Annotated in this window: 41 protein-coding genes and 1 pseudogene; 22 read left to right on the forward strand and 20 right to left on the reverse strand. The window is 57.6% G+C overall.

Translation table 11 applies throughout. The features are described from left to right. Positions 1-47: 47 nt before the first annotated feature. Positions 48-1,004, reverse strand: coding sequence for a M28 family peptidase (locus tag SIB83_RS13560; protein ID WP_413746146.1), 957 nt, complete (start codon positions 1,002-1,004; stop codon positions 48-50). After that, positions 1,001-1,162, reverse strand: a complete 162-nt coding sequence (locus tag SIB83_RS13565) for a hypothetical protein (RefSeq protein WP_413746147.1) — start codon at positions 1,160-1,162, stop codon at positions 1,001-1,003. The genes SIB83_RS13560 and SIB83_RS13565 overlap by 4 nt, the downstream gene beginning before the upstream one ends. Positions 1,163-1,380: 218 nt before the next feature. Between SIB83_RS13565 and SIB83_RS13570 the strand changes: the two genes are divergently transcribed. The 5 genes from SIB83_RS13570 to SIB83_RS13590 all read left to right on the forward strand — a co-directional run bounded on the left by SIB83_RS13570 (position 1,381) and on the right by SIB83_RS13590 (position 2,683). Next, complete coding sequence (locus SIB83_RS13570) at positions 1,381-1,710, forward strand: DUF1651 domain-containing protein (RefSeq protein WP_413746148.1); 330 nt, start codon at positions 1,381-1,383, stop codon at positions 1,708-1,710. Positions 1,711-1,931: 221 nt separating this feature from the next. After that, entirely contained in the window at positions 1,932-2,108 is a 177-nt protein-coding gene (locus SIB83_RS13575; RefSeq protein WP_413401920.1) for a conjugal transfer protein TrbI, read from the forward strand. Further along, positions 2,056-2,211 carry a hypothetical protein gene (locus SIB83_RS13580; RefSeq protein ID WP_413406575.1) on the forward strand — a complete coding sequence of 52 codons (156 nt, stop codon included), beginning with the start codon at positions 2,056-2,058 and terminating at the stop codon, positions 2,209-2,211. Before SIB83_RS13575 ends, SIB83_RS13580 begins: the two co-directional genes overlap by 53 nt. A 24-nt stretch (positions 2,212-2,235) precedes the next feature. Next, the gene (locus SIB83_RS13585) at positions 2,236-2,364 is read left to right on the forward strand and encodes a hypothetical protein (RefSeq protein WP_413401922.1); all 129 of its coding nucleotides are present in this window, start codon (positions 2,236-2,238) and stop codon (positions 2,362-2,364) included. 151 nt (positions 2,365-2,515) lie between these two features. Further along, on the forward strand, positions 2,516-2,683 hold the full coding sequence (locus SIB83_RS13590) for a conjugal transfer protein TrbI (RefSeq protein WP_413746149.1): 168 nt from the start codon (positions 2,516-2,518) through the stop codon (positions 2,681-2,683). Positions 2,684-2,719: 36 nt separating this feature from the next. Here SIB83_RS13590 and SIB83_RS13595 read toward each other — a convergent pair whose 3' ends face one another. After that, positions 2,720-2,977 carry a hypothetical protein gene (locus SIB83_RS13595; RefSeq protein WP_413746150.1) on the reverse strand — a complete coding sequence of 86 codons (258 nt, stop codon included), beginning with the start codon at positions 2,975-2,977 and terminating at the stop codon, positions 2,720-2,722. A 522-nt stretch (positions 2,978-3,499) separates the two neighbouring features. Between SIB83_RS13595 and SIB83_RS13600 the strand changes: the two genes are divergently transcribed. Further along, on the forward strand, positions 3,500-4,645 hold the full coding sequence (locus SIB83_RS13600) for an acyltransferase family protein (protein ID WP_413747384.1): 1,146 nt from the start codon (positions 3,500-3,502) through the stop codon (positions 4,643-4,645). 46 nt (positions 4,646-4,691) lie between these two features. Here the strand turns inward: SIB83_RS13600 and SIB83_RS13605 are convergent. Then, a pseudogene (locus SIB83_RS13605) lies at positions 4,692-5,576 on the reverse strand (GNAT family N-acetyltransferase). A gap of 90 nt (positions 5,577-5,666) precedes the next feature. After that, a complete protein-coding gene (locus SIB83_RS13610) occupies positions 5,667-6,017 on the reverse strand; it encodes a hypothetical protein (RefSeq protein ID WP_413401929.1) in 351 nt (116 codons plus the stop codon). 604 nt (positions 6,018-6,621) lie between these two features. Between SIB83_RS13610 and SIB83_RS13615 the strand changes: the two genes are divergently transcribed. Continuing rightward, the gene (locus SIB83_RS13615; protein ID WP_413746151.1) at positions 6,622-6,747 is read left to right on the forward strand and encodes a hypothetical protein; all 126 of its coding nucleotides are present in this window, start codon (positions 6,622-6,624) and stop codon (positions 6,745-6,747) included. Between the two features lie 13 nt (positions 6,748-6,760). Here the strand turns inward: SIB83_RS13615 and SIB83_RS13620 are convergent, their stop codons facing one another. Next, positions 6,761-6,994, reverse strand: coding sequence for a Nif11-like leader peptide family natural product precursor (locus SIB83_RS13620; protein WP_413746152.1), 234 nt, complete (start codon positions 6,992-6,994; stop codon positions 6,761-6,763). A gap of 157 nt (positions 6,995-7,151) precedes the next feature. Here SIB83_RS13620 and SIB83_RS13625 point away from each other — a divergent pair, with 157 nt between their 5' ends. Continuing rightward, complete coding sequence (locus SIB83_RS13625) at positions 7,152-8,006, forward strand: hypothetical protein (protein WP_413746153.1); 855 nt, start codon at positions 7,152-7,154, stop codon at positions 8,004-8,006. Positions 8,007-8,034: 28 nt separating this feature from the next. Here the strand turns inward: SIB83_RS13625 and SIB83_RS13630 are convergent, their stop codons facing one another. From SIB83_RS13630 to SIB83_RS13655, 6 genes are all read right to left on the reverse strand, one after another. Beyond that, positions 8,035-8,460, reverse strand: a complete 426-nt coding sequence (locus SIB83_RS13630; protein WP_413746154.1) for a DUF3750 domain-containing protein — start codon at positions 8,458-8,460, stop codon at positions 8,035-8,037. 26 nt (positions 8,461-8,486) lie between these two features. Next, positions 8,487-8,654: a hypothetical protein gene (locus SIB83_RS13635; RefSeq protein ID WP_413401938.1), complete on the reverse strand. Its 168-nt coding sequence runs from the start codon at positions 8,652-8,654 to the stop codon at positions 8,487-8,489. A gap of 25 nt (positions 8,655-8,679) precedes the next feature. Further along, on the reverse strand, positions 8,680-8,886 hold the full coding sequence (locus SIB83_RS13640) for a hypothetical protein (protein WP_413746155.1): 207 nt from the start codon (positions 8,884-8,886) through the stop codon (positions 8,680-8,682). Positions 8,887-9,018: 132 nt separating this feature from the next. After that, positions 9,019-9,387, reverse strand: coding sequence for an AbrB family transcriptional regulator (locus SIB83_RS13645; RefSeq protein WP_413401942.1), 369 nt, complete (start codon positions 9,385-9,387; stop codon positions 9,019-9,021). A 258-nt stretch (positions 9,388-9,645) separates the two neighbouring features. Beyond that, positions 9,646-11,598: a DNA polymerase gene (locus SIB83_RS13650; protein ID WP_413746156.1), complete on the reverse strand. Its 1,953-nt coding sequence runs from the start codon at positions 11,596-11,598 to the stop codon at positions 9,646-9,648. A 45-nt stretch (positions 11,599-11,643) separates the two neighbouring features. Further along, a complete protein-coding gene (locus tag SIB83_RS13655; protein WP_413401946.1) occupies positions 11,644-11,892 on the reverse strand; it encodes a hypothetical protein in 249 nt (82 codons plus the stop codon). 144 nt (positions 11,893-12,036) lie between these two features. Here SIB83_RS13655 and SIB83_RS13660 point away from each other — a divergent pair, with 144 nt between their 5' ends. The 5 genes from SIB83_RS13660 (at position 12,037) to SIB83_RS13680 (ending at position 13,402) form a co-directional block, all read left to right on the forward strand. After that, positions 12,037-12,210 carry a conjugal transfer protein TrbI gene (locus tag SIB83_RS13660; RefSeq protein WP_413401948.1) on the forward strand — a complete coding sequence of 58 codons (174 nt, stop codon included), beginning with the start codon at positions 12,037-12,039 and terminating at the stop codon, positions 12,208-12,210. A gap of 48 nt (positions 12,211-12,258) precedes the next feature. Continuing rightward, positions 12,259-12,402: a chlorophyll a/b-binding protein gene (locus SIB83_RS13665; protein WP_066907841.1), complete on the forward strand. Its 144-nt coding sequence runs from the start codon at positions 12,259-12,261 to the stop codon at positions 12,400-12,402. A 161-nt stretch (positions 12,403-12,563) separates the two neighbouring features. After that, the gene (locus tag SIB83_RS13670; protein WP_413401950.1) at positions 12,564-12,776 is read left to right on the forward strand and encodes a hypothetical protein; all 213 of its coding nucleotides are present in this window, start codon (positions 12,564-12,566) and stop codon (positions 12,774-12,776) included. A 12-nt stretch (positions 12,777-12,788) separates the two neighbouring features. Beyond that, complete coding sequence (locus tag SIB83_RS13675) at positions 12,789-12,971, forward strand: hypothetical protein (RefSeq protein ID WP_413746157.1); 183 nt, start codon at positions 12,789-12,791, stop codon at positions 12,969-12,971. Positions 12,972-13,270: 299 nt separating this feature from the next. Then, positions 13,271-13,402 carry a hypothetical protein gene (locus SIB83_RS13680; RefSeq protein WP_413746158.1) on the forward strand — a complete coding sequence of 44 codons (132 nt, stop codon included), beginning with the start codon at positions 13,271-13,273 and terminating at the stop codon, positions 13,400-13,402. Between the two features lie 99 nt (positions 13,403-13,501). Here the strand turns inward: SIB83_RS13680 and SIB83_RS13685 are convergent, their stop codons facing one another. Both SIB83_RS13685 and SIB83_RS13690 read right to left on the reverse strand, forming a co-directional pair. Then, a complete protein-coding gene (locus SIB83_RS13685) occupies positions 13,502-14,083 on the reverse strand; it encodes a ferritin (protein ID WP_413746159.1) in 582 nt (193 codons plus the stop codon). Positions 14,084-14,155: 72 nt separating this feature from the next. Beyond that, positions 14,156-14,458 (reverse strand): hypothetical protein, encoded by a 303-nt coding sequence (locus SIB83_RS13690; protein ID WP_413747409.1) that lies wholly within the window; start codon positions 14,456-14,458, stop codon positions 14,156-14,158. Between SIB83_RS13690 and SIB83_RS13695 the strand changes: the two genes are divergently transcribed. Together SIB83_RS13695 and SIB83_RS13700 are read left to right on the forward strand one after the other, a co-directional pair. After that, positions 14,421-14,552, forward strand: a complete 132-nt coding sequence (locus SIB83_RS13695; RefSeq protein ID WP_413439785.1) for a hypothetical protein — start codon at positions 14,421-14,423, stop codon at positions 14,550-14,552. The genes SIB83_RS13690 and SIB83_RS13695 overlap by 38 nt on opposite strands. Positions 14,553-14,700: 148 nt before the next feature. Further along, entirely contained in the window at positions 14,701-14,823 is a 123-nt protein-coding gene (locus SIB83_RS13700) for a hypothetical protein (protein WP_413745476.1), read from the forward strand. A 244-nt stretch (positions 14,824-15,067) separates the two neighbouring features. Here SIB83_RS13700 and SIB83_RS13705 read toward each other — a convergent pair whose 3' ends face one another. Both SIB83_RS13705 and SIB83_RS13710 read right to left on the reverse strand, forming a co-directional pair. Next, positions 15,068-15,967 carry a DUF3598 family protein gene (locus SIB83_RS13705; RefSeq protein WP_413745477.1) on the reverse strand — a complete coding sequence of 300 codons (900 nt, stop codon included), beginning with the start codon at positions 15,965-15,967 and terminating at the stop codon, positions 15,068-15,070. Positions 15,968-16,207: 240 nt separating this feature from the next. Beyond that, on the reverse strand, positions 16,208-16,789 hold the full coding sequence (locus SIB83_RS13710; RefSeq protein WP_413745478.1) for a ferritin: 582 nt from the start codon (positions 16,787-16,789) through the stop codon (positions 16,208-16,210). Between the two features lie 227 nt (positions 16,790-17,016). Between SIB83_RS13710 and SIB83_RS13715 the strand changes: the two genes are divergently transcribed. Genes SIB83_RS13715 through SIB83_RS13725 form a run of 3 tightly spaced genes read left to right on the forward strand, consistent with a single transcriptional unit; the run spans position 17,017 to position 18,379 of the window. After that, a complete protein-coding gene (locus SIB83_RS13715) occupies positions 17,017-17,274 on the forward strand; it encodes a hypothetical protein (protein WP_413746160.1) in 258 nt (85 codons plus the stop codon). A gap of 12 nt (positions 17,275-17,286) precedes the next feature. After that, complete coding sequence (locus tag SIB83_RS13720; RefSeq protein ID WP_413401961.1) at positions 17,287-17,541, forward strand: TIGR03643 family protein; 255 nt, start codon at positions 17,287-17,289, stop codon at positions 17,539-17,541. Position 17,542: 1 nt separating this feature from the next. Then, a complete protein-coding gene (locus SIB83_RS13725; RefSeq protein ID WP_413746161.1) occupies positions 17,543-18,379 on the forward strand; it encodes an SDR family NAD(P)-dependent oxidoreductase in 837 nt (278 codons plus the stop codon). Here the strand turns inward: SIB83_RS13725 and SIB83_RS13730 are convergent. Then, entirely contained in the window at positions 18,369-19,220 is an 852-nt protein-coding gene (locus tag SIB83_RS13730) for an NAD-dependent epimerase/dehydratase family protein (RefSeq protein WP_413746162.1), read from the reverse strand. The two genes, SIB83_RS13725 and SIB83_RS13730, sit on opposite strands and share 11 nt — an antisense overlap. Positions 19,221-19,330: 110 nt before the next feature. Between SIB83_RS13730 and SIB83_RS13735 the strand changes: the two genes are divergently transcribed. Further along, entirely contained in the window at positions 19,331-19,537 is a 207-nt protein-coding gene (locus SIB83_RS13735) for a hypothetical protein (protein WP_413439757.1), read from the forward strand. Continuing rightward, the gene (locus SIB83_RS13740) at positions 19,534-19,881 is read left to right on the forward strand and encodes a hypothetical protein (RefSeq protein WP_413746163.1); all 348 of its coding nucleotides are present in this window, start codon (positions 19,534-19,536) and stop codon (positions 19,879-19,881) included. The genes SIB83_RS13735 and SIB83_RS13740 overlap by 4 nt, the downstream gene beginning before the upstream one ends. 19 nt (positions 19,882-19,900) lie before the next feature. Here the strand turns inward: SIB83_RS13740 and SIB83_RS13745 are convergent, their stop codons facing one another. Beyond that, positions 19,901-20,308: a YccF domain-containing protein gene (locus tag SIB83_RS13745; RefSeq protein ID WP_413401970.1), complete on the reverse strand. Its 408-nt coding sequence runs from the start codon at positions 20,306-20,308 to the stop codon at positions 19,901-19,903. A 96-nt stretch (positions 20,309-20,404) separates the two neighbouring features. Between SIB83_RS13745 and SIB83_RS13750 the strand changes: the two genes are divergently transcribed. Next, on the forward strand, positions 20,405-20,632 hold the full coding sequence (locus SIB83_RS13750) for a Nif11-like leader peptide family natural product precursor (protein WP_413401971.1): 228 nt from the start codon (positions 20,405-20,407) through the stop codon (positions 20,630-20,632). A gap of 112 nt (positions 20,633-20,744) precedes the next feature. Beyond that, on the forward strand, positions 20,745-20,915 hold the full coding sequence (locus tag SIB83_RS13755; RefSeq protein ID WP_413401972.1) for a hypothetical protein: 171 nt from the start codon (positions 20,745-20,747) through the stop codon (positions 20,913-20,915). Between the two features lie 267 nt (positions 20,916-21,182). Here SIB83_RS13755 and SIB83_RS13760 read toward each other — a convergent pair whose 3' ends face one another. Both SIB83_RS13760 and SIB83_RS13765 read right to left on the reverse strand, forming a co-directional pair. Next, the gene (locus SIB83_RS13760; protein ID WP_413746164.1) at positions 21,183-21,386 is read right to left on the reverse strand and encodes a hypothetical protein; all 204 of its coding nucleotides are present in this window, start codon (positions 21,384-21,386) and stop codon (positions 21,183-21,185) included. A 47-nt stretch (positions 21,387-21,433) separates the two neighbouring features. Then, complete coding sequence (locus tag SIB83_RS13765; protein ID WP_413746165.1) at positions 21,434-21,895, reverse strand: DUF805 domain-containing protein; 462 nt, start codon at positions 21,893-21,895, stop codon at positions 21,434-21,436. Between the last annotated feature and the right edge of the window lie 69 nt (positions 21,896-21,964).

Here is a 21,964-nt window from a genome sequence, read left to right on the forward strand (position 1 = left end):
TGATGGCTTCCATTGATTTGCAGGGGTGTTCAGATCCGCAGAACTGTTCACAGGGTGCCCAGCGCCACCTCCAGACCGTTGATCACGGAGGCCAGAAAGGGCAGATCCAGCGTGTCGATCGTGTCGCTCATCTGGTGGTAGTGCGGGTTTCGCATGAACGAGGTGTCCGTCACCATCAGGGCACTGTACCCCCGATCCCAGAAGGGGCTGTGGTCGCTGCGGCGCACGGCGGGCAGATCAATGCCGGCGCGCGGCACCGGCAGCGCCCTGGTTTTCACGTGCTGTCCCATGGTAAGGGTGAGCCGGCTGAGCATCAGGCCGGCGCGGGCATTGGCCACAAGCGCGATGAAGTCGCCGCGGTTGCCGTAGACCCGGCCCATGGCGGGGTGCGGGTAGCTCTGGTTGTCACTGGTGTAGGCGAGCATCTCCAGACTCACCATCAGCTTCAGTCGTTGCTGCTCAGTCCTGAGCTGTTCAGCCAGTGCTGCGCTGCCGAGCAGCCCCCATTCCTCCAGGTCAAAGGCCACCAGCCACACAGGGCGTCTGGGGGGTGCAGTGCTCCAGCGCCTGCCCAGCTCCAGCAGGGCTGCGACCGCACTGGCGTTGTCATCGGCTCCGGTTGAATTGAGCGGCCCGTCGTAGTGCGCGCCGATCAGCAGCGGCCGTCGCCTCGGGTTGCGGCCGGCAAGTTTCAGGATCAGATTCACGCCCTCATGGCTGCCTTCTCTGAACCTCTGCTCTTCCACCTGCCCAAGTGCAGCGAGCTGTTGCCGCACATGGCTGCGCACGGCCATCAGACCCAGCGGTTCCCAGCTGGAATGTCTGGGAACGGCGATGGCTTCCAGGTCGTTGCGGCAGGCGGGTGAGAGCTGGGCCATTCCCCCAGTCTGGTTCTCCTGTCGGGTCGTCATCCAGGCAGGAAAAGCCTCCGTTCTCAGGGGAGGCTCTCGACCAACGGCGGGGATCCGTGCCGTGGCGTAACGCGTCACCCGACGCCCTTTCAATCTCGGGGAACGATCCCGGATCCTCCAGGGGGACAACCGCCAGTGCAGGGTGCGGAGATCTCCACTTCTGCAGCCACTGTTGCAGCCACTGCTGCAGTGATATCGGCAGCCACATCGGCTGTCGCAGCAGGGACGTTGATCGCGGAGATACCCGGCATCCATGCAAATACGACCTGCGGGGCCTCAGCTGATCACCTGCTGAGAGGGTTGAACCTTTTAGTTTCACGGAACCAAAGCCCCGGCTTCCTGATGTCAGATCCCACTCCTCCCATGGTCTGGCCGGCCTTGCTGCCCACGTTCCTGTTTTTCGGAGGACTGGCCTCCGCCGCACTGCTGACTCAGCTGATCACCTAACGGCGGCTGACTCTCTGCTGCAGTGAGGTTCTGTGAACTCCTGTCCCTGTCTGCAACGATCACGGCGAAACTCCTTCCCATGCTTGAGCGGGATCACATCAGCCACGAACCACCACTGCATGCCGGCAGGGATGGCTGGCTGGTGAATGGTGATGAGCAGCTGCTGGTGAGATTCAGCACTGGCCGTTCAACCGCCCATGGGCAGTGGGTGATCCTCAGCACCTATCGCTGGGTGAGGCCCTATCCCCCTGAGCCGCAGAGCCAGAGACGCATGCTCCAGCACAACGCCATCGAGGCATGGCAGAACATGCAGAAGGTGGGCTGGCGGCGCTGTCGTCCACCGGTGCGTTGATCACCGTTGGATCCGCGCTGATTGTTGAATCACTCAGAACCATTCATTGGGCTGGGAATGCAGGCCATAAAGACAGTTCGCGAAACTGATAATCATTCTCTTCGTTGACATCTGAAACCGATAATCATTCTCTTTTTTTGATGCCAATCTGTAACTCTCATTGTTTTTTCAGCTGCTGAGTATCCATCGGCTGATAGAACAATTGAAGACGTGATCCTGTGATGTCAGCAACAGTTTTGAAGTGCGCCTGCCCTACCTGCAACTGCGATGCAAGCGGTGAGTCTGCGGTGTCCAGAAACGGTCAGAGCTTCTGCTCGGAGGCCTGTGCCAGCGGTCATCCCAACAATGAGCCCTGCCACGACGCTGCCGGTGCCTGCGGCTGCACTTGCGGTTCCTGATCCTCGATGCCAGGCCATGGAACCCCTCACCACCGCCGTCATCGTCGTTGCCATCTGGATTCCAATCCACATGAAACTCAGCCGCTGGATTGAGCAGCGTTGATCCAAGGCACGCCGGTGCAGGCCCATGACGACCTGCCCGGCGGTGCTGAAGGAGGTCACCGGGCTTGTCGCCGTGCGATCGCCCACCTCTGTGCAACCGCAGCATGATGCTGGCCCGCTGGTCTGCATCGCTGTGGTGCTGCAGCCGACCTGATGCCTGAACTGGTGTCGTTTGATCCCGGCCACTCTGATCCCGCTCAGCCACGCAGCAAAGATCCTGAAACCGAACCTTTCCTGACGGCTGTCACCGCTTCCGGGGGTGGTCAGGCCGGCATAGACAGAAAGTCTCAATTCCGGTGATCGCCATGACGTCTGATCTGATCAAGTGCCAGTGCAGTGCAGACTGCCGCTGTGAATTCGAGCCTGCCAGGGCGGTGATGCGCCACGGCAAAGCCTTCTGCTCCGAAGCCTGCGCCAATGGTCATTCCTGTGGGTGCAACAGGGGGATCTGCCCGGCAGCGCCGATTCTCTGAACCGGGTTGATCCAGGGGTGCAGTGGTCATGCCCTTCTATCCAACCGCCGGAAGCAGCTGCCACGACCACCGGATCAACCAGCCAATCGCCAGCGCATGAAGGGCGTAGCGGAACTGTTCGCTCAGCCCGGGGAACTGACGTCTGGATGAATCGTTGGCGGATTCCCCGCCCTCCTGCCGGCTCAGAGCGAGATGCGCACCCCAGTTCAGCACCAACCAGGCGGAGATCCACTCGAGCAGCAGGGATTGATCAAGCCCGAACATCTGCGCTGCTGCCTCGCTGATCAAGGCCAACTCTGGCAAAGCTGCGATCAGCGCAATTCAGCGGCAACAACCAGGTTGTGCAGGCCTGGGTTCAGCTGGCCTAGCCCGGTGCTGAGTCCCTCAGCACCGGTCCCACCTAGGCGACCAATCGACCATCAGATTGGACTCACAACCTGGCAACAGCTTCCCTAAAGGCCATGCATCAGCTGAATCGTCAGCGCAGCTGAAATGCATCAATGCCACTGAATCATTTGCAGGAGCCATAACGTCCTGGCGCTGTCCCACCAGCGCCCGAACGACCAATCAGCCACCTCTGACTCATTGGACCTCAAAACTGCCATCTCAGCAGGACCAGTCAATGTGTCGCCGACTTCATTCGGCCGATGAATAATCGCGGCCTTCAGGAGCGGCGACTGGCCTCCTGTGCTGTGAATCTCGTTGTTATGGCGCTGTCTTTGTTGATCCGTTTGATCCTTGCTGCCTGCACGTCGTCGATGCCTGCTTCAGGCGGATGGCGATGGCTGGCGCCCGCTGAATTGACTAGACATGACTATGACTCAACTTCAAAAAAGCGCTAAGCAGCGCGTGCTTTTTTTTGATCAGATCAAGGCAGTGATGATTGCTTTGGTGGTCTTATGCCATGTCACGTTGACCTTCTTTCCTGAAGGATCCTTCATGGGCATCGGTTTTGTTGGACGCAGTCAACCGAACTGGTTAACGGGGTTTGATCTGGCCCTCGTGGAGTTTTTCAATACCTTTTATATGTGCATGTTGTTTTTGATATCCGGTTATTTTGTGCCGCGCTCTGTGGCCAAAAAAGGTGTCTCCACCTATCTCAGAGAACGCCTGATCAGGCTGGGAGTTCCATTTCTGGTGGGATTGCTGTTGATCAACAATCTTGCCTATTGGCTGAGCGGATTCTTTCCGGGAGGTGTGTTGCGATCCGTTCCTCTTGCCAGTTATCCCTTCAACCATCTTGGAGTTCTGTGGTTCCTCGTTGTTCTGTTCAGCTTTGATCTTCTCTATTGCGGTTGGATCAGGCTCAGTGGTCATCAGTTCACGATTGATGCAACCATGCCGACACCTCGGTTGCGGTCCTGGCTGATCAGTGCTGTGGTGCTCGCTGTCATCGAAGTGTTGATGACCATGCCGAGCGATTTCTGGTCGATATTGCTCAACTCACCTCTCGATGGTCTCGGAGCTCAGGGATCCCATGTCTTCACCTATGCCTTTCTTTTCTTTCTGGGTTGCAAGGCGGCGGCCCATCAATGGCTTGAGCGTCTGGATGCCCATCTGGTTGTGAGGTGGTTCCGCCTTTCAGTGTTTCTGTCTCTGCTGATGCTGGGGATTTGCGTTGCCGTTGCAGTCACAGGAAATTTCAAGCAGCAGCAGCCTGGCATTTCTGTTCTCTTCGACTTCATGAACACCTTCATTGGCTGGGGTGTGATGGGGTATCTGCTGCTCTGGTTCCAGCGACATGAGCAGGCCTGTGGTCAGTGGCTGGCCACAGCAGGGGTCGACAGTTTTCTCGTTTACATCATTCACCCGCTGATCATTGTTCTCGTCATCGGCTCGATCAATTTCTTCGCGTGGCCCAATCTGTTGTCGTGGATTGTGGGTGGTGCTGCATCCGTGCTGGTCAGTTTTGGTCTGAGTCATCAGCTCAGGCGCATCCCTGCCATTTCCAGGCTTGTCTGATCCTGAGATCCACCGTGTGTGGATCCATCGCTCTGTGATGTCCGGCTCAGCCCAGTTCCAGGCAGGCAAGTCCGTAGACCTGATTCAGTTGCCGGGATGGCATCACACCGCGGTACATCCGCAGCGTGCGTCCAGCTGGTGTGAAGCCAAGTGTGTTCAGCAATGGTGAGGCCAGTGCATTGCCGCCCGGGGAATCGATGATCACCAGTCCCTGCCTTGCCTTGAGCAGATCCAGGATCAACAGCTCAGCCAGTTCAGCTGAATCCGCCAGCAGGGGGCCGATCCGCTAGCCAGCCTGCGTCTGGAGCAGGCAGGGCCGGATCCGGGCAAAACCATGGCAGCGTTGCGTTCCGTCGAGCAGCGCCGTCACCTCACCGGCGGGGTGGTGCAGCCAGTCCGACAGAAAGTGAGGTCTGGGGCTGAGTTCCCGGTCAGCGTCATAGAGCTGAATCGTTGCCTCCGGGATGTCATCCCCATGAATCAATCTCAGCCCCTCAGGCAGGGTCGATGCAGGGAGCCGCTCGACCAGCGAATCGATCTCGAGCTGCCAGCGCGTCGTTGTTGAGGCCGGTTGAAAACCCCAGTTGGCGTAGTCATCAATCCTGTTTTCTGCGGCTTCAAGCCCGATGCAGCTCACGTCCTGGAGGTGAGCGAGCGCTTCTCTCCAGAGCCTGACGCCGTAGCCCCTGCCCCTGTGGTCAGGGCGCACGATGTAGAGCCCGATGAAACCGTAGGCATGGTTGTAGCGAATGCCTGCGATGCACCCGATCGGCGTGTCGTCAAGACAGCCCGCCCAGATGCCCTGGCGATCCGTCTGCCGGTAGATGTTGATGTCTCCGGTGCCCGGCGCGAACCCTTCACGACGCGCCCAGTCATTGATCAGCGGAATGTCGGCCGGTCTGACGGGGCGAATCGAGAAGGCGGATTGCATGGGCTCAGGCTGAGCCAGACATTCCGGCGCTGCAAGCAGATTTCATGGCTGCTTCAGATTGTTGATGTGACCCGGCGATGCTGCCGCTGATCACCATTTCAGCTTGATCTCGCCCCCATTCGGTCCTTCAAAGGTCACGCTGCCTTGTTTGTTGCGTGGCTCGTAATAGGGACCCCAGTTCACAGGTCTGCGGCCCTCCCACCAGGGACCGTTGCGAACGCACCGCCCTTGTCCTGCGTAGTGATAGCCGATGGCGCAGACGAAGTGGTCTTTGCGGTGCTTCGGCTTGCAATATCCGGCACCCAGCATGGGTCCGGTCTGAACCCAGTGAGCCCCAGGCCCGCAGTTCTGAGCAGCCTGGCCAGGCAACACGCCAACACTGAATGACTGTGCGAGCGCCACAAGGGCGATGGCAGGTGATCGAAGCGAAAGCATGAGCATGGCCCGGTTACTCCCACGTTGAACAGGGTGAGAGCTTTTGTCAGGTCCGCCATTGCATTGGAAACAGGCAATGGAATAATCAGGCCAATTTAAAAACAATAGATAGATGGGAGCTGAGTATCAATCGATGAGCTGATTCTCAAATTCTGATTACTCTTGAATAAAGCGTGTTTTTAATGCTCAGTATTCTTCCGTCCTACTACCTTGTGTTTCTTGGTCTGGGTCTTGTCTCGGTCGTTGTTGTTTTGTTCACCGCATTCAGTGAAACTTCAAAGCATGAAATGAGCCGCAGGCGCCGCTAGAAAGCTGGGGTTTTGCCTCTTCCCTGTGCCTTCGTTTGGTGGATTGAAGACCGGGAACGTTCGCTCAGGATGATGCTGATTACTTTTTGGTGAATAAAAATAGTGTTTTGTTGTTGCCTGTAAAGCGCTTGACAGGAAACAACTCCGGGGCTTGTCGAAAGCTACCCAGCTGGACTGGAATTGTGGCTGAACGCCGCATTAAAAGTATCCTCAGTATCGCGCACGACTTGAATTCTGAGGTCAGCAATAAGATGGCTTGAGTTGTTAATCGTCCTGTGGAGAATCAAATTGACAGCAGCACCATGGAAGAGCTCCCTGTGGAGTCCGAGGGTGCGGTTAATCCTGCTGCCCTGATCCTTCTTGGTTTTGTTGCCGTTGCTGGTTTGTGGAGTTTTTCACTGCTTCTGGAATACCTGATGCCTGACTAATCTCAGGGCTGATTCAGTTTCCACCTTCGCCGAAATTGTATGAAGGTGTTGTGTCCTGGCTCTTGATTCGCACTCCTTCAACGGTCTGATTGGGAATTGATTTCAGTTCAGCAGCTGTGAATTCAAACCCCATCGTGCTGGCGATGGAAGCGATCTCGCTTGCCGTTGCAACACTTGCAATCTTGTCGTACAAGGGCTTGTTGTCTCGAATGGTCAGTAAAAATCTCTTCACTTCCTCCATCGACATGCGTTGCTGGCGGTTGGGGGGAATGTACGTGTCTTTTTGAGTGCAAGCGATCAGATGATTGCCAGGCAAACCTTCAATGGCACATTGGCTCGATCGCCGTGCCGACCAGCAATGGTCGTTCCGGATGGCGTGAGTGGAGCAGTTGATGATCAACAACATGTCCTCGGACTCTCCGGCCGGGTTTCATGACTCTGGGGCTGTCAGCCTGCAGGCCAGGCGCTGGCGGATCTGCAGTCAGGACGCTTCCGCCATGCCGGGTGTGACCGCCAGGCAGGTTCATATCTTCAAGGTTGAGCAGAGGCTTGACCGTGATCGACCTCTGTCTGATGACGGCAGGCGGGCGCTGCTTGAGCTGATTGACAATCACCGACGGCAGGTTCAGGGAGAAGCGGCTGTGCTGGCCGAACGCATTCAGAGACTCAAACGTCGTGCCACACCGCATCGACTCGGGGCCATCGATGGAGCTGTCGAATCGGCTCCATCAATCACGACTTCCGATTCAGCAGTCTGCTTCCTGCTCGATGCTCTTGAAACGGTGGGGCTTCAGCGTCGCGACAGGATCGATCAGGCTCTCTGGTCTGATCTTGAAGAGCTGATCCCCTCCGGCAAGGTGTTCGATTTCACCTCCGGTGGCCCTGAAGAAGACAACCTCATCCGCCGCTGTCTGTTCTGGGGTGTCGTTCTGCGTCTGCCGACCCTTGAAGGAGACCCACCTCAGGACACCGCCGACTGTCTTGCCTGGTGCGGTTACGCCTGCCACGACCGCGGGCGGGCCCGAAGTGCCTCCCAGTGGTGGTCTGATCACGCGGACAGGATGGCCGGCAGGCCAGGTCGTGAGCTGGATCGACGCTTGCTGGGTCTTCCGGCAGAGGGCAGGATCACCGTTGAGGCGGTCAAGGCTGCCTACAAAGCCGCTGCCAGAGAGGCTCATCCGGATCTGGGGGGCTCTGCCGAGCAGATGACTGCGATCATTCAGGCCAAGGAGCGTTTGATCCAGGGGCTTGGGCTGTGATCTCCACAGTCGCCTGAAGCCTTCGTGATCAGATCACGTCTGGAACCGGGAAGCTTTTGCCGATGGCCCTGGCTCCAAGATCCATTTTTCCGCGAACGATCCATTGCGCGAATGTGTTGCTGTTGGGGCCAGGCCAGTATCGGTAGGTTTCGGTGTAGGGATAGCTGGCTGGCGAGGATTCAATCCTCTCAACGATGGACAGGGCATCATCACCAAGCCATTGCTGGATCACACGGGATGGACCATTGCCGACACCCTGGCAGGGGGCCAGAAGATTCTTGTGGAGATGGCCCCAGCAGGAATGATTCCGGCGCGGGGATTGCCACACTTCCCAGCGATCGCACTCGCGTTGACTGTCATTATCACCCTCGCGAATCACAAGCAACCAGTAGTGATCTGCAATCAGACCCGGTAAGCCTGGAATTCTGGCGGCTCGAAGTTCAACCTTCAGCATGAGTTGATTGAACAGGTGATCAGGTCTCAAAGATCGTTGAGCTGCTGCCGTTGTTTCCTGAGCTGCGCTTTCTTCAGCTTCTCCTGCACTTCATAGTTGGTGGTGCGAGTGAACGAATAAAACAGAACCACAACGATCGCAGCCAGTCCCAGGCCGAGTGCCGCCAGATAGTAAGGAGGAATCAGGCTCAGCACGATCCGATCAACAATTCAGCAGACCTTAACCGGCTTCAGTTGCTTCAACGGCTTCAGTCTTGGGCAACTCCAGAGAAAACTGAACCGCAGACTCGTCGTTGAGCAGATTCAGTCGACCATTGTCTCTGATGTAGGCATATTCCTCGGGCTCACCTGTGACCTCTTCCGATTTGAGCACCAGCTCGAGCTCTTCGAGAGACAGGTCCTTCCACTGCAGTATTTCCGTGCTCACTGATCACCCACCGGGAGCTGCACTTTAGTGGATTGTCGTGCTTTCCCTCCCCTGATTCAGCCACAAAAAAAGCAGGGTTGACGCGCAACCCTGCCAGTAATCGATCAGGTGGTGACCGGTCTTTTCAGACAATCACTCTTCCCCTTCTTCCTCGCCACCGACGGGAATGAGTCGGATCGCTTTCTTGCCGAGCTTGATTTCGAATTCATCGCCAGGAGCAAGATCCAGCATGGCGGTGTAAGCCTTGCCGACCAGAAGGTTGCCATTGCCCTGCACTTTGGCGGTGTAGCTGAGCTTGCGACCACCCTTGCCCATTCCGGCGGAACCGCCACCAAGTTCGATGCCCTTGGCATTCAGCAATGCTTCATAGAAGGCGGTGAAGTTAACCCTGTCAGAGCCGTCTTTCTTCTTGGAGACATACCCACAGGCAGTAGCCAGATCAGTTTTTGAGACGTCTCCCAGTTCCTTGACCTTGGTCAGCAGATCGGCACCAGTGAGCATTTCAGGCAGATGAATTCGTCATTCCTATTTAAACCTTGTTGCCAAGGAATAACAAGTCTTTCGTTTGTCTGGTTCTGAACCTTTTGTGCGGCTGATCTGATCCGCACGTAGCGGATGAACTCGCAGAAGCTTTCCCACGCTTGTAAGAAATTGGTTGTGACGATCCAGGCGAGCTTCAACTCAACGTCTGGATGAGTGTTGATCCATCATCCGATCGACGACTTGAGCGGAGTCAGTCTGCCCAGAGACAGTGATCGTTCAGTGAGCGTCTCCCCAGCTCTCTGCAATGTTGCACTCCGCTTCCAGGGGAATATCACCGAGGTACAGGCTCTGAAGCTTCTCTGAGGTCATCGAGGCGAGGGCGACGGCTTTCACCTCCTCCACAAGATCTCGTGGAACTTCGAGAAGAATCTCATCGTGAATCAGCCCCACGATGTGAACACCTGCGAAGCCATCCAGCGCTGGCCAGAGATCACCAAGGGCAGAGGCGAGCAGATCACGACCGGATCCCTGTACAGGAAAATTGATGCCGTTGGTTCTTCCCAGTGGCTGCATCGGTCTGATGCCATCAGATCCCACCTGGTTGCTCCGGAATGTCATCCGTCGTCCGGCAATGCTGCGCACTTCTGTCACGGTTCCGCTGGAGAATTTCTCCATCTCCAGGCTCATCTGCGGGTGCAGATCATGCCAGGCGTCGTAAACCTTACGGGCTTCCTTCTCCGAGACCTGCTCACCGCGGGCCCTCGAGAGCAATTTGCGAACCCCCGAGAGCCCGCAGCCGTAGGCCAGGGCGAAATTGGCTCGTTTGCCGATCGTTGAGCGTTCCGGATCCGCCTTCGTGATCTCGCGTCCGCAGGCCTGACTGGCGATGTAGGCATGTGGGTCGATGCCGTCCAGCAGGATGCTGCGCTGGCCATCGTCGTTGTAAAGCTCAGGGCTTGCCTGCAGCCGGATCTCAATCGATGACCAGTCGAGGTCCATCAGCACAGTGTCGGGATCACCGGTTCCCAGCGCTTTTTTGCGATCGCCGGTGATGCCCTGGAAGTTGAATCCGCACTGACCGAGTTTCACGGGCTTGGGTTCGCCCTGTCTCGGGCCTGTTTTGAATCGCTCGGTGTCGGATGGAACGTGACTGCGGCTGTCGCGGATCAGGGCACTGGTGCTCATTCGGCCTGTGCTGGCACCAATGATCCGGTAGTGAGGACGAACCCTGCCATCGGTGAGCCGGGCTTCATCCAGCAGCCAGTTCACCTCCTTCAGTTCCTGATCCAACGCCTTCAGCTGCTGCAGCGTCTCAATGACTGGATCGGGAAGAAACGTGTTCAGGGTTCTGTCCCTGGTGTTTTCAACCGGCTCGCCCAGGTGAACACTCAGGGCACTCTGCAGCTTGTCGGGGCTTCTGTAGTTCTCGATTCCGAGTGTCTTCTGCACCTGGGCCGCCAGTCGTTCCCGTTCTCTGAGGGCCCGTTCTCTGGAGTCAAGTGCTGTTTCGACATCAACCGCCAGCCCTCGCACCTGACCATCAGCGCAGGCACTGATGGTTGAGCAATCAAGCCGGTGCACCGTGGTCTGTCGCGTGGCGACAAGCTGTTGATGCAGCTCCCGTCCCAGAGGCAGCACGATTTCGGCATCCAGAGCTGCGTAGCGCAGCTGGCTGGCGGTGAGGGCATTTCCCCAGTCGCCGGTCTGTTCGCTTTTGTCGAGCGCACGCTTCAGGTAGTGCGCAGCCGCGGCGGCCAGACTGTTGCCCGGCAGGTCGCCGATGATCTGGCAGGCCAGCATTGTGTCCCACCACTGGCACAACGGTCTGATGCCTGCGCCGATCAGGAAGGTCGCCTCAAACAGAAGGTTGTGGCCCACCAGCCTGCGTTCGGGGTTGCGCACAAGCCTGCGGATCCAGTCAGTGGCCGGCTGACCGATCACCGCCACATCGATCACCAGTGTGGTGTCACTGCCCGTTGCGTGCAGCTGTGCCAACCGGATCTCGCCGCCGAGCGAGGGGCTGAGGCTGGCCTTGTGACGCCAGAGATCCGTGCGACGGTTGAAGGTCTCCAGATCAAATCCGATCGAGAGTGCCATCGCATCGGGATCGGGAAGGTCGGTTGCCTTGCCGATGTAGTCGATGCCGGTGGGTGGTTCCCCTCTGAAAGGCACCGGACAAGCCGGTTGGATGGATTCACTGCCGGGGAACAGCAGTTGCTGATCGAACAATGAATTGTTGGATGCCGGGGCAGCTCTGATCCTCTTTGATCAGGTTCAGTCCCTAATCGGGCAGGCGCAGGCATCCATCTGCAGCTCGCGGGTGACGGCCGCAACGCCTTCCATGTCGCGGAAGGCGCGGTACATGGCCAGCTGCTTGTTCAGGTCCTGGCAACGGTTGCTGTTGGCTTTCATGGTTCCAACTCCAACGGTGTGGATGCATTCATGCTGGCCGGCCGTTATCGGGCTGTCGGTGCCATTGGCTACGGATAACCGATTGATGTGCGGAGCTGGCCTGATCCGCATGATTCAGCTGAAAAAAAGCTGTGAATCTGCTCCCGAGCCGTTCACCTGGAAAGATCCTGAAACCGTACCTCCGAGGTCGGCTGTCCCCTCTGCACCGTGGGGAGCGGCAGCCATAGACCGAAAAGGTCCCCAGCGGAGACATTCATGACAGCAGTTCTCCATCAGTGCGCATGCCCCGACTGCGCCTGTGCCGTCGAGCCGGCCACATCCTTTCACCGGGGCACTCTTCTCTTCTGTTCGCAGGCCTGCGCCAACGGACACATCAACAGGGAGCCGTGCCATGGCCGTGAGCCCTGTGGTTGCAACTGCGCCGGCTGATCTGCTTCTCCATTCACTTCCGCATCCGAAACCATCGCACCTGAAACCATGACTGACACCACTCAACGCCGCTTCGGCTTCGTCAACTTCGCTGAAACCTGGAATGGCCGCCTGGCCATGCTCGGTTTCGTGATCGGCCTGGGCACTGAACTGCTCACCGGTCAGGGCATCCTCAATCAGCTCGGTTTCTGATCGTTGCCCTCATTCAAACTGGTTGGCTTATCAAGCTCCGGGTCTGACCGCGTGTTCGGCCCGGGGCGGATTTCACCGTCACGATTGACTCTGGCCGTGGCGAACGTAGGTGTACTGCCACTCAATGCCTCGCTATGTGAGGCTTTTGCCGTCCCTGCACCATGACCAATCATCGTCTGTCGGTTGAGCAGAAATTCAACCTTGAATCAGCGTTTCGTGAGATCGATGCCTGCCAGGACATCGAACAGTTGCGTCAGCTCACGAAGCAGATCATCACTGCGCAGGAAAACGAAAAGGCCTTCGCCCGCGAGGCGATTGTGCAGATCAGGCGCGAGTTCGAGGCCAGCGCTGCCCGCCGTTTCGGATTCGCCTAGGCAGGGATTCAGATGTTCTCACCACTTCAAACCGTCAACCGCTACCTGGTGCGCTACCGGGATCGCACCGGAGCATTCCGAGAAGGTTGTGTCTACGCCTCCGATGCCATGGAAGCCAGAGATCTGGCTCAGGAATTCACTGCTGAACTCCAGCAGCGCCCGAATCTGATCCGGGCAATCCTCAGGGTCTCCTGAGATCCTGTGGCGCCGAATATTGATCAGCCTGCCTGCTGCTGCTGAAGCGCCTTCAGGTCCATGTTCAGCTGTGCATTGAGTTTCTCGAGGTGGCAGATCTCATGCTCGAGCACCTGCATTTACCTGGCGATGGATGGGTCGGTGCCACGCAGGTTTCTGCGCGCCTGCTTCTGCAGTTCCTTGTCAACGTTCATCCAACCTGCAGCCGCTGAGTGAAACCCTACGGAGCTCGCCCCTGGCGTTGTGGGCTGTGGATTCCGGGCCGGTTTGGCTTAGATGGAGACCCTCGTCAGCTTAGTGTGACTCTCGGGAGATTTCTGGCCCTGTTCGCTGCGGGCCTCATCGTTGCTGTCTGGCTGCAATGGTCCTGGGTTTACTGGTTGCTCGCTGCGGCTGCCCTCTGGGCGTTGTTCAAGCTGTTCAGATCCTGAGTGGCTGTCTCGTTGGCTTGCAGGAGTTCGCCCCAGCAAAAACCCCGCACTTGGCGGGGCTGTTGAGGTCGATTGGGAGGTGGGACTTGCGCTGATTGATCAGCCCTCGAGCTTGGCGGGCTCGGCTTCGTCTTCCCTGAGTTCAGCGTCGATGATCATCACAGCAGCAGGGTTGCCTGCAGCGAACCTGACGCGGCCCAGCAGATAGGCGGCTTCGTGTTCGGAGATGCGCTGGCCGTCAACGACGGGGTCCAGGAAGACGGTGGTGCGGCGATCAATGTCTTTTTCCGCAGTGTTGTAGAGCTGCAGCACCGAGGCGGTGACATCAGCTTCCATGCGGAAGACGTTGGCGATCACCTGCTCCACATCGGTCCACTGCTGACGCGGTGGCTCGATGGTGTCGAGCACAGGGCGTTGACCTCTGCTGATCAGATAGTCGGCGAATTTGGCGGCATGCTGCTCCTCTTGCTTGGCTTCATCACGGAGATGCTCGGCAAAGCCGGTCAGCTCGCGTTCAGCGAACCAGATGGCAGCAGCGAAATAGTCAGCAGCTGACTGACGCTCAAGGTTGAGATGGGCTTCCATCAGATCGAGCAGTTCAGCGGACATGGGCTCGGCCATGGCGCGGCCTGCGGGACCGGTGGGGACAGTGATGGGGGCTTGAATTTGTGAAGCTGTCATTGCTCTTCCTCTGGGAGGGATGAATCAGTTCTAGATCACAAAACAGCGAAAGATATGCGTAAAAACCGAACATTAGCGGATCAAAATATGCTTTTGAGAATCACATTCAAGAATGCCAAATATGTTGTTGAGAATCACATTCAGCAGCGTGAATCTGCTGCTGAGAATCAGACTCGATAAGTCGATATTGAGTGTTCGGTTAGCCGCCAAAGAAATGATGCCCTGAATGCAATAGACCGGACGAGTTGTTACCGAGAGTTGTGTGATGATTGAAGTTTTTCTTTTATGCGACTGCTCGCTTTGCAAGCGCAGCGTTGAAGAATCGAGGTCAATTAGGATTGGCGGGCAGCATTTCTGCTCTGAGTCCTGTGCCAAGGGGCATCCCAACATGGAGCCATGTGATGGCGAGCGGGATGGCTGTAACTGCGGAATTGCAGAGTTGGAGCTGCTTCTAGCGGCTACCGATTAGTTCAGTAACCGCTTGATGGGATCGGAACCACTGTCAATCAGATCGCAGCAATGAAAACAAGCGATCTCGTTCTCATGCGGGAAGTGGTGCTGAGCCTCTGAAGCCCCGCTAGCAGCAGCTGGTGTTGAGGTTTCGCCATCGTGGCGTCATGCCAAACAAGGACAGACCACTTGTTGACCGCCATCCACCGAAGAACGGTGTCGGCTGGCTGATGAACGATCAAGAAGGATTTTCAGTGGGCGGACGTTTTGCTGTGCGGACATCGATGTGAACAAGCTGCTCACTAGATGTAATCAACATTGAAGCCTGGGAGCTGTTGCCCGTCTAAGTGGTGATGTTTTCCGCCTGCGCGTGCAGTGATTCGTAAGCGCGCAACTGAGTCTATCGGCCTTTTTCCAGAAATTCGTTTTTCGCTTCTGCTCTGGCCTTTGGCGGTAGTGGTCTCCGCCTGCGCCTCGAAATCAATCCATCAGGCGTTGTTGAAAAGTCAGGTTTGTGTTCAACAATTACCGTGATCAACCTTCTGGCGTAAGCGCTTGGTGCGTCACGGCAATTAATTGAGCCTTGCTGTCGTAGTTAGCTGTGATCGTCTGGAGTTCATCTTCATCCAGCAGCCAGATCACGCGAATAGAGAAGGACCGACCTGGAACGAGTCGTTCAGGACAGCGCAAGATGATTCCATCTGGAAAGAAGTGGTTGGAATGGTTCTTGTCTCCCCACTGCCAAACGGAGTGCTGCTGGACAACGCGGGATAAATCGGGTTGGATCTGACGCTTCTCTCCTTTCCAACGACCAACGGGATTCCAGGGTTCCACCTGTATCACGGTGTCGCTCCAGCTTTTCCCCTGCTGGCTTCCACGCTCCTCGCGGATGCTTGCGGTGCGCATCAACTCACCGTCTTTTCCATAAAGAACTCCGACGCTGTGGCGAATCTCGCCGCGCTTGAGAATGAGTTCAAATGGTGCGAACTGGTTGGCTTGAAGGGTGGGTATCAACCAAGCTGCTGAGCCGTTATCTAAAGCAAAACCACGCATGGTTTCGCTTGCAGGATGGGCAAATCCGTCCGCTTGATTGTGCTCTTCAATGTTGGCTTTCCACTCTTTTCGGATGGAACGCCCGTCTGCATAGCGGTAGTGGTTTGTCTGAACAACTTCTGTTTGGGTTGCATTTGCCGTAAAAAGGCGTGAGCTGGCGAAGGTCTCCTTGACCTCCCCGGAGGGGGTGTAGCGGGTCCAGCGACCTCTCCAGTCCCCCAGATGATGCCGCCAGAAAGCTTGCCAATTTCGGTCAGAACGTGTTTCGGCAGGGACAACTTGTTCCAGCACTGGCCTCTTTTCCTGGTTCCAGCCTGGCTCGACCATGGTGACGCCAAGCAAGAGAGCACATGGCCCCAGAACCATTGGCCAACGCACCATGTCGTCCTCGCACCACTTCAAATATGCATCTAAACCTCCTGCTTCAGGGGAGCCAGCAAGGTTCTTGACACGGAATCGGAGTTGATGGCGAATGCCATCAGGGCGCTGGCTCGAGTGTGATCAGCTCATCTGGAGTCTGGTGATGCCATAACTCCAGGGCAATAAAAAAACCCCGCACTGTGCGGGGCTGTTGGGTTCGATTGGCAGGTTGGGCTTTGAGCTGAATGAACGGAGGGTGGATCAGCCTTCAAGCTTGGCGGGCTCGGCCTCGCCTTCTCTCAGTTCAGCGTCGATGATCATCACCGCAGCAGGGTTGCCTGCAGCGAACTTGACGCGACCCAGCAGGTAAGCGGCCTCGTGCTCAGAGAGACGCTGGCCGTCAACGATGGGATCAAGGAAGACGGTTGTACGGCGATCAATGCCCTCTTCAGCAGTTTTATAAAGCTGCAGAACTGAAGCGGTGACATCGGCTTCCATGCGGAAGACGTTGGCAATCACCTGCTCCACGCCAGTCCACTGCTGACGGGGTGGCTCGATGGTGTCGAGCACAGGCCGCTGACCTCTGCTGATCAGATAGTCAGCAAACTTGGCAGCATGCTGCTCCTCTTGCTTGGCCTCATCACGCAGGTGTTCGGCAAAGCCGGTCAGCTCACGCTCAGCAAACCAGACGGCAGCAGCGAAGTAATCAGCAGCTGACTGACGCTCAAGGTTGAGATGGGCTTCCATCAGGTCGAGCATTTCGGCCGACATGGGCTCGGCCATGGCACGGCCTGCGGGACCGGTGGGGACTTCGATGGGGGCTTGGATTTGTGAAGCTGTCATGTCTCTTCCTCTGGGAGGGATGAACCAGTTCTACATCACAAAACAGCAAAAGATATGCGTAAAAACCGAACATTAGCGGATCAAAATATGCTTTTGAGAATCACATTCAAGAACTGCAGATATGTTTTTGAGAATCACAATCAGGAGTGCAAATCTGCTGCTGAGAATCACTTTCATTGCTCTGCTCGGATGCCCCTGAAGCGTCCGTCCGGACGTGTCTGCGGTTAATGTTGCGCAATGTAAAGGGCGTGGGTCCGGTGGGTCCACGCAACACGACCAACCTCATGACCTACCCCTTCGGCGCTGCAAAAACCGAGCTGGAAAAAGCCTTCGCACTGCCTTCTCTCGAACTGTCTTCTCTCGAACTGTCTTCTCTCGCACTGCCTTCTCTGCAACGGCCGTCCGCGACTGATCCCGCCTCTGATCCACGCGAGATCACGGAGACCGACAGGGCTGTGGCTTTGTTCGAGCATCCCGATCACTGATTCCGCCAGCCAATGAACTGCGACCTGCCGGACCGCCTCACCTCCCAGGAGATTGACCGCGTGATCGAGATGGCCTGGGAGGATCGCACCACATTCGAGGCGATCGAATTCCAGTTCGGGCTGTCGGAGGCTGAGGTGATCGCTCTGATGCGCTCCGAGCTCAGATCAGGTTCTTTTCGTGCCTGGAGGAAGCGGGTCAGTGGCCGGCGCACCAAACATGGCAGCACCAGCCGGTCCGACCGCTTCCGGGCGGCCTGCCACAAGTGAGATGACGGCCTCGCAATCCCGTTCCAGGCGCAGTGTGCTGATCACCGGGGCCTCCAGTGGCATCGGCCTGGCGACAGCTCACCGGTTGCTTGACCACGGCTGGCATGTGTTCGCTGCGGCCCGCCGGCTGGAAGCGATGGAGCCCCTGCGTCGTCGCGGAGCTGAGGTTCTGTCTCTTGATCTCGCTGACCAGGCATCCTGCCGGCAGCTGTCTGACACCGTCAGCGGCGCAATCGGTGCCTTGGATGCTCTGGTGAATAACGCCGGTTACGGGGAAACGGGACCGGTGGAGACCATGCCCATCGAGCGGGCCAGGGCGATGTTCGAAGTGAATCTGTTCGGGCTGATCGGCCTCACGCAGATGCTGCTGCCGCCCATGCGTGAACGTCGACGCGGCCGCATCGTGAATCTCTCATCGATTGCCGGCCGTTTTGTCACGCCCGGGGCCGGCTGGTACGGAGCCAGTAAGCATGCGCTCGAGGGCATCAGTGATGCTCTGCGTCTCGAGCTGCACGGTTTCGGCGTGCAGGTGGTGTTGGTGGAGCCAGGCCTGATCCGCACTGGTTTTGAAAACGTGAGTGCGGTCTCCCTGCAGAGGCATGCGGCTGATCCGGTCTGGGGGCGGATGATGCATCGGGTTGCAGCAAGCTGGGCCGAGGGCTTTCGTCATGCTTCCTCTCCTGATCTGGTCGCCCTCACCATCGTCTCGGCGCTGGAGACGTCCCGTCCCAGGCCGCGCTACCGATGCGGCAGTCAGTCTGAAGCGCTGCTGTTGCAGCCCTTGATCCCGACCCGTCTCTGGGATGCGCTGGTGCGCCGGCGCATGCTCAGGCAGTGACTGGCTCCAGCATCGACGGTGACATTAGCCTGAAGCCGGCATCCTTGATCTTCCGGTTGGAGACGCGGGCATTCATGCTGCGCCCCGTCGCTGAGCTGGTGTAGCTCCAGAGCACGGGAGGGAGACCTTCCTGATCGCAGATCAGGGTCGACAGCTCCCGCCGGCTGAGCTGCATGTCGTCAACCAGGTTGTAGATGCCTGAGAGTTTGTTGTCGAAGGCGAACTGCACGCCCCTGGCGATGTCGACAAGACTGCTCCAGGCATTGATGGCGTTGCCATCCTTGGGCACCTGCTGGCCTGCGGCTTCACGGATCATGCCCACCATGTCGCGTCCTGGCCCATAGATTCCGCCGAGTCTGAGCACACAGATTGAGGTGTCGGGGCGATCAATGTCGAGCATCAGCTCCTCAGCTGCAGCGAGCATGCTGTTGACCGGAGAGTCGCAGTCCAGCGCTGAGTGCTCCCACACTTCGTCTCCTTGCTGGTCTCCGTACACGCTGACGCTGCTGATGTAGGTGATGTGCAGTGGTTGTGTGCTCGTCCTGCGTCGCAGTGCACCGGCCAGATTGCGCATGCCGCGCACGAAAACATCGCTGTAACCATCGTTCTGCCTGGTTGGCGCCACGCTGATCAGCAGGCCCTGCAGATCGGCGAGAAAGGAAAGATCCGGATCTGGGTCGGTGATGTCCAGCTGGCGTACGTCATCCATCAGCTGCTGCAGTTCGCGCACGTTTTCCACTGAGCGCGTCGTGGCGGTGACGGGTTGACCGGACCTTTTCATGCGCATGGCCACAGCGGTGCCGACGTAGCCACTGCCGATTACTCCGTATCCGAGAGCCATGTTTGCTGTTCGTGTCAATCCTTTTTAACGGATCTTGACCTGTCGCCGTTGCAGCGACCCCGACCGTCGTCCCGTCTTTTCTCTGCGGGGTTGCTGATGGTGCGGTATCCATGATTGGCTGCCCTGATTGTGATCTGCCGTCAATGGATGAGGAGAACCTGATGCAGCTGGAGCGCCTGCGAACCGTTCTGGAGGTGGCCAGGCGCAATGGCAATCAGCTGTTCATCGACAACATCGAGCGTGAAATCGCAGCCCTGGAACGGGGTGATTGCTCACCGATCGTTGAGGAATACCTCACCGAAGAGGAACGTTCTTGAGCTGCAGCACTGCTCCATCAGCTCCGTGGTTTCCGTGGTTCGCAAGCGCGGCACTGCTGCTGTTGTTCATGTCCCCATGCCGCGCCGGTCTCAACCGCTACACCCAGCTCGACCGGGTCAGCGGCTGGCGTATCGAGCGGAAGCAGGGGGCTGACGGGGCGTTGAGCTGCAGGGCGTTCCTGCCTTCAGGCGCGTCATGGTTCAGCGGCAACATTCATCTTGATCTGAATGGAGAGCTTGTGGTGCCTTCGGGCCGCAGCTTCAAGGGGGGGCAACAGGAGCTTGAGGCGGTTCGTGACGCACTCCAACGCTGCAGCCGTGATGTTCTCTATCTGCCCCTCTGAAACAGGCTGACAGGAACGGTCAGACCCTTTGCACCGGCACAACGGTCATCCCCACAGGAGCCAGTGCGATCAGGGCCAGCTTGATGTGCTGGATGCCGAAGGGGATGCCGATGATGGTCACGAAGCAGGCCAGGGCGGAGCCCAGATGGCCGATCGCCAGCCACCATCCGGCCACCAGGAACCAGAGCACGTTGCCGATCAAGCCCAGGGATCCTGTTCCCAGGTCATCACGACCCTTCAGATCCCTGCGGTTCACGGCTTCTCTTCCGAAGGGCCACAGCGAAAATCGCCCGATCACGAAGCAGGAACGAGCCCAGGGCAGACCCACGACTGTGATCGCGCAGATCAGTCCGGCCAGCCACCAGCCCAGGGCCATCATCAGACCGCCGAGCACCACCCAGAGAACGTTGAGCAGAGAACTCAGCATGGGACACGCCTCGAGCATCGCGATCTCCGTAAAGCATGGCCTGTTTTCACGCATGCGCCCGGGATCGTGTTCAATTGCACCAGCGCATCAGCAGCGATGACCGCACAACCGGTGCAGCAGTTCCTCGAGCATCTGGGCCGTGATCCGATCCTGCAGGTGAAGGTTCAGGCGGCGGTCACGGCGGACGAGGTGGCCCAGCTTGCCCAGGATCTGGGTTATGCCGTTTCAGGCAGCGATCTGCTGATGTTGTCCGGCCGGAGCACGGCAGGCGTGCGTGTCACACGGGTGGATCACCCCGGCGAATATCCAGGTCGCTACTACTGAATGCAGCTGTTCTCACTCCTGTGCATTTGGTCACAGTCGCTTGTGCAGGCCACTGGCACTCTCAGCTGAGTCTGAGATTTCAAGTGGCCGGAACGGTGATCACCCACAAGCCTTGAAGCCGACGAAAGAGCAAAGGTGGAATCCGCTGATTGGTCTGTTCGTCAGCGGCGTCATCGCCTGTCTGCTGATGGCGACCATCGGCCCCAACCCTCTGCTGGTGGCTTATCTGTTGTTTGCACTGCTGATCTGGGTGCTGTTGTCGACCGGCGTGCTTGATCAGTGATCGACTCAGCAGGCGGTGAGCGTCATCACCTCGGCCGGGTCATTGAGGCGATTCGTTAAGTCATTCGGGTGTTTCGCAAAACCAGTTGGATCTGCGTCAACGTGGACTCACCCGACGCTGCATTCCGCAATACGCCGCCGGGCTTGTCACGTGCGATCGCCCACCTCTGAACGGTCGCCCGGAGATCATGGCGACCAGCCAGCAAGTGTCGCTGCATCACTTGAACCCTATCGCCTTACAAATGCACTGCAGCACCTCAAGCGGTGGTCACCTGATGACGTAATTCATCGGATCGTCTCCGTTGAAGCTGCTGCATGGCGTCTGTGCGCGCCCGCCGGGAAGCATGGCCTCCGGAATCAGCCCATCCCTGAACCCCTGGCAGAGCTCAGCCGGTGGTCTGCTGTCCACCCAGTCCTGGAAGTCGAAATCACTCCATGCCAGCAGTTGTGCGATCAACAGAACTTCCTGCATGACAACTCCCTTTGTCTTCAGTGCTAGCCAGTCGCTCCGATCGCGTCTCAGGCCTGTCGCAGGGTTGCGTGTTTTCTGCCAGGCCAGAACAGCAGTTTGAAGTTTGGATAAATCGACAGGATCCCAAGGGTGATGATCAGTGATTGAACGCCAACGAAGGGGAACACCTCGTAACCGGGCATGAGGCTGCTGAGCACTGCGATGTAGAGCCAGTGTTTCTTCAGACGTGGTCCCAGATCCCTCCAGCGTCTCCAGATGATCGGCAGGAACAGAAAAACGTTGAGAAGTTCACCAAGCAGCCACACTCTGACCGCGTGATCCGTTGCCCACTGTGTGATTGCTTCTGATAAATCGTCGTAAGAGCTGCTGAAATAACTTCGAAAAATCAAGGCAATGATCACAAAGAAAATCAGGCCTGCGATCAACGATCTGAAGATGAGGCTTCCCCAGTAATCCAGTCGGCCCATCTCTCCTTCGAAAGAGAAGAACGAGGGCTTGTCCTTGGCCATATCCATCGGGCTCCAGATGTTTGAACGCTACCTCGATTGATGATCAACAGTTGATGGTGCCCTTGCATG

The sequence above is a fragment of the Synechococcus sp. MIT S9507 genome (genome assembly GCF_047304715.1).
Lineage (GTDB): Bacteria > Cyanobacteriota > Cyanobacteriia > PCC-6307 > Cyanobiaceae > Synechococcus_C.

Coding starts and splice junctions, on each gene's coding strand:
- SIB83_RS13565 (WP_413746147.1), bottom strand. CDS start 1,162: ATGCCGGGTATCTCCGCGATCAACGTCCCTGCTGCGACAGCCGATGTG.
- SIB83_RS13575 (WP_413401920.1), top strand. CDS start 1,932: ATGTCAGCAACAGTTTTGAAGTGCGCCTGCCCTACCTGCAACTGCGAT.
- SIB83_RS13580 (WP_413406575.1), top strand. CDS start 2,056: ATGAGCCCTGCCACGACGCTGCCGGTGCCTGCGGCTGCACTTGCGGTT.
- SIB83_RS13585 (WP_413401922.1), top strand. CDS start 2,236: ATGACGACCTGCCCGGCGGTGCTGAAGGAGGTCACCGGGCTTGTCGCC.
- SIB83_RS13590 (WP_413746149.1), top strand. CDS start 2,516: ATGACGTCTGATCTGATCAAGTGCCAGTGCAGTGCAGACTGCCGCTGT.
- SIB83_RS13600 (WP_413747384.1), top strand. CDS start 3,500: ATGACTCAACTTCAAAAAAGCGCTAAGCAGCGCGTGCTTTTTTTTGAT.
- SIB83_RS13610 (WP_413401929.1), bottom strand. CDS start 6,017: ATGCTCATGCTTTCGCTTCGATCACCTGCCATCGCCCTTGTGGCGCTC.
- SIB83_RS13615 (WP_413746151.1), top strand. CDS start 6,622: ATGGAAGAGCTCCCTGTGGAGTCCGAGGGTGCGGTTAATCCTGCTGCC.
- SIB83_RS13620 (WP_413746152.1), bottom strand. CDS start 6,994: ATGTCGATGGAGGAAGTGAAGAGATTTTTACTGACCATTCGAGACAAC.
- SIB83_RS13625 (WP_413746153.1), top strand. CDS start 7,152: ATGTCCTCGGACTCTCCGGCCGGGTTTCATGACTCTGGGGCTGTCAGC.
- SIB83_RS13630 (WP_413746154.1), bottom strand. CDS start 8,460: ATGCTGAAGGTTGAACTTCGAGCCGCCAGAATTCCAGGCTTACCGGGT.
- SIB83_RS13645 (WP_413401942.1), bottom strand. CDS start 9,387: ATGCTCACTGGTGCCGATCTGCTGACCAAGGTCAAGGAACTGGGAGAC.
- SIB83_RS13655 (WP_413401946.1), bottom strand. CDS start 11,892: ATGCGGATCAGGCCAGCTCCGCACATCAATCGGTTATCCGTAGCCAAT.
- SIB83_RS13660 (WP_413401948.1), top strand. CDS start 12,037: ATGACAGCAGTTCTCCATCAGTGCGCATGCCCCGACTGCGCCTGTGCC.
- SIB83_RS13665 (WP_066907841.1), top strand. CDS start 12,259: ATGACTGACACCACTCAACGCCGCTTCGGCTTCGTCAACTTCGCTGAA.
- SIB83_RS13670 (WP_413401950.1), top strand. CDS start 12,564: ATGACCAATCATCGTCTGTCGGTTGAGCAGAAATTCAACCTTGAATCA.
- SIB83_RS13675 (WP_413746157.1), top strand. CDS start 12,789: ATGTTCTCACCACTTCAAACCGTCAACCGCTACCTGGTGCGCTACCGG.
- SIB83_RS13685 (WP_413746159.1), bottom strand. CDS start 14,083: ATGACAGCTTCACAAATTCAAGCCCCCATCACTGTCCCCACCGGTCCC.
- SIB83_RS13700 (WP_413745476.1), top strand. CDS start 14,701: ATGCCAAACAAGGACAGACCACTTGTTGACCGCCATCCACCGAAGAAC.
- SIB83_RS13705 (WP_413745477.1), bottom strand. CDS start 15,967: ATGGTGCGTTGGCCAATGGTTCTGGGGCCATGTGCTCTCTTGCTTGGC.
- SIB83_RS13710 (WP_413745478.1), bottom strand. CDS start 16,789: ATGACAGCTTCACAAATCCAAGCCCCCATCGAAGTCCCCACCGGTCCC.
- SIB83_RS13715 (WP_413746160.1), top strand. CDS start 17,017: ATGTTGCGCAATGTAAAGGGCGTGGGTCCGGTGGGTCCACGCAACACG.
- SIB83_RS13720 (WP_413401961.1), top strand. CDS start 17,287: ATGAACTGCGACCTGCCGGACCGCCTCACCTCCCAGGAGATTGACCGC.
- SIB83_RS13725 (WP_413746161.1), top strand. CDS start 17,543: ATGACGGCCTCGCAATCCCGTTCCAGGCGCAGTGTGCTGATCACCGGG.
- SIB83_RS13730 (WP_413746162.1), bottom strand. CDS start 19,220: ATGGCTCTCGGATACGGAGTAATCGGCAGTGGCTACGTCGGCACCGCT.
- SIB83_RS13735 (WP_413439757.1), top strand. CDS start 19,331: ATGATTGGCTGCCCTGATTGTGATCTGCCGTCAATGGATGAGGAGAAC.
- SIB83_RS13745 (WP_413401970.1), bottom strand. CDS start 20,308: ATGCTGAGTTCTCTGCTCAACGTTCTCTGGGTGGTGCTCGGCGGTCTG.
- SIB83_RS13750 (WP_413401971.1), top strand. CDS start 20,405: ATGACCGCACAACCGGTGCAGCAGTTCCTCGAGCATCTGGGCCGTGAT.
- SIB83_RS13760 (WP_413746164.1), bottom strand. CDS start 21,386: ATGCAGGAAGTTCTGTTGATCGCACAACTGCTGGCATGGAGTGATTTC.
- SIB83_RS13765 (WP_413746165.1), bottom strand. CDS start 21,895: ATGGCCAAGGACAAGCCCTCGTTCTTCTCTTTCGAAGGAGAGATGGGC.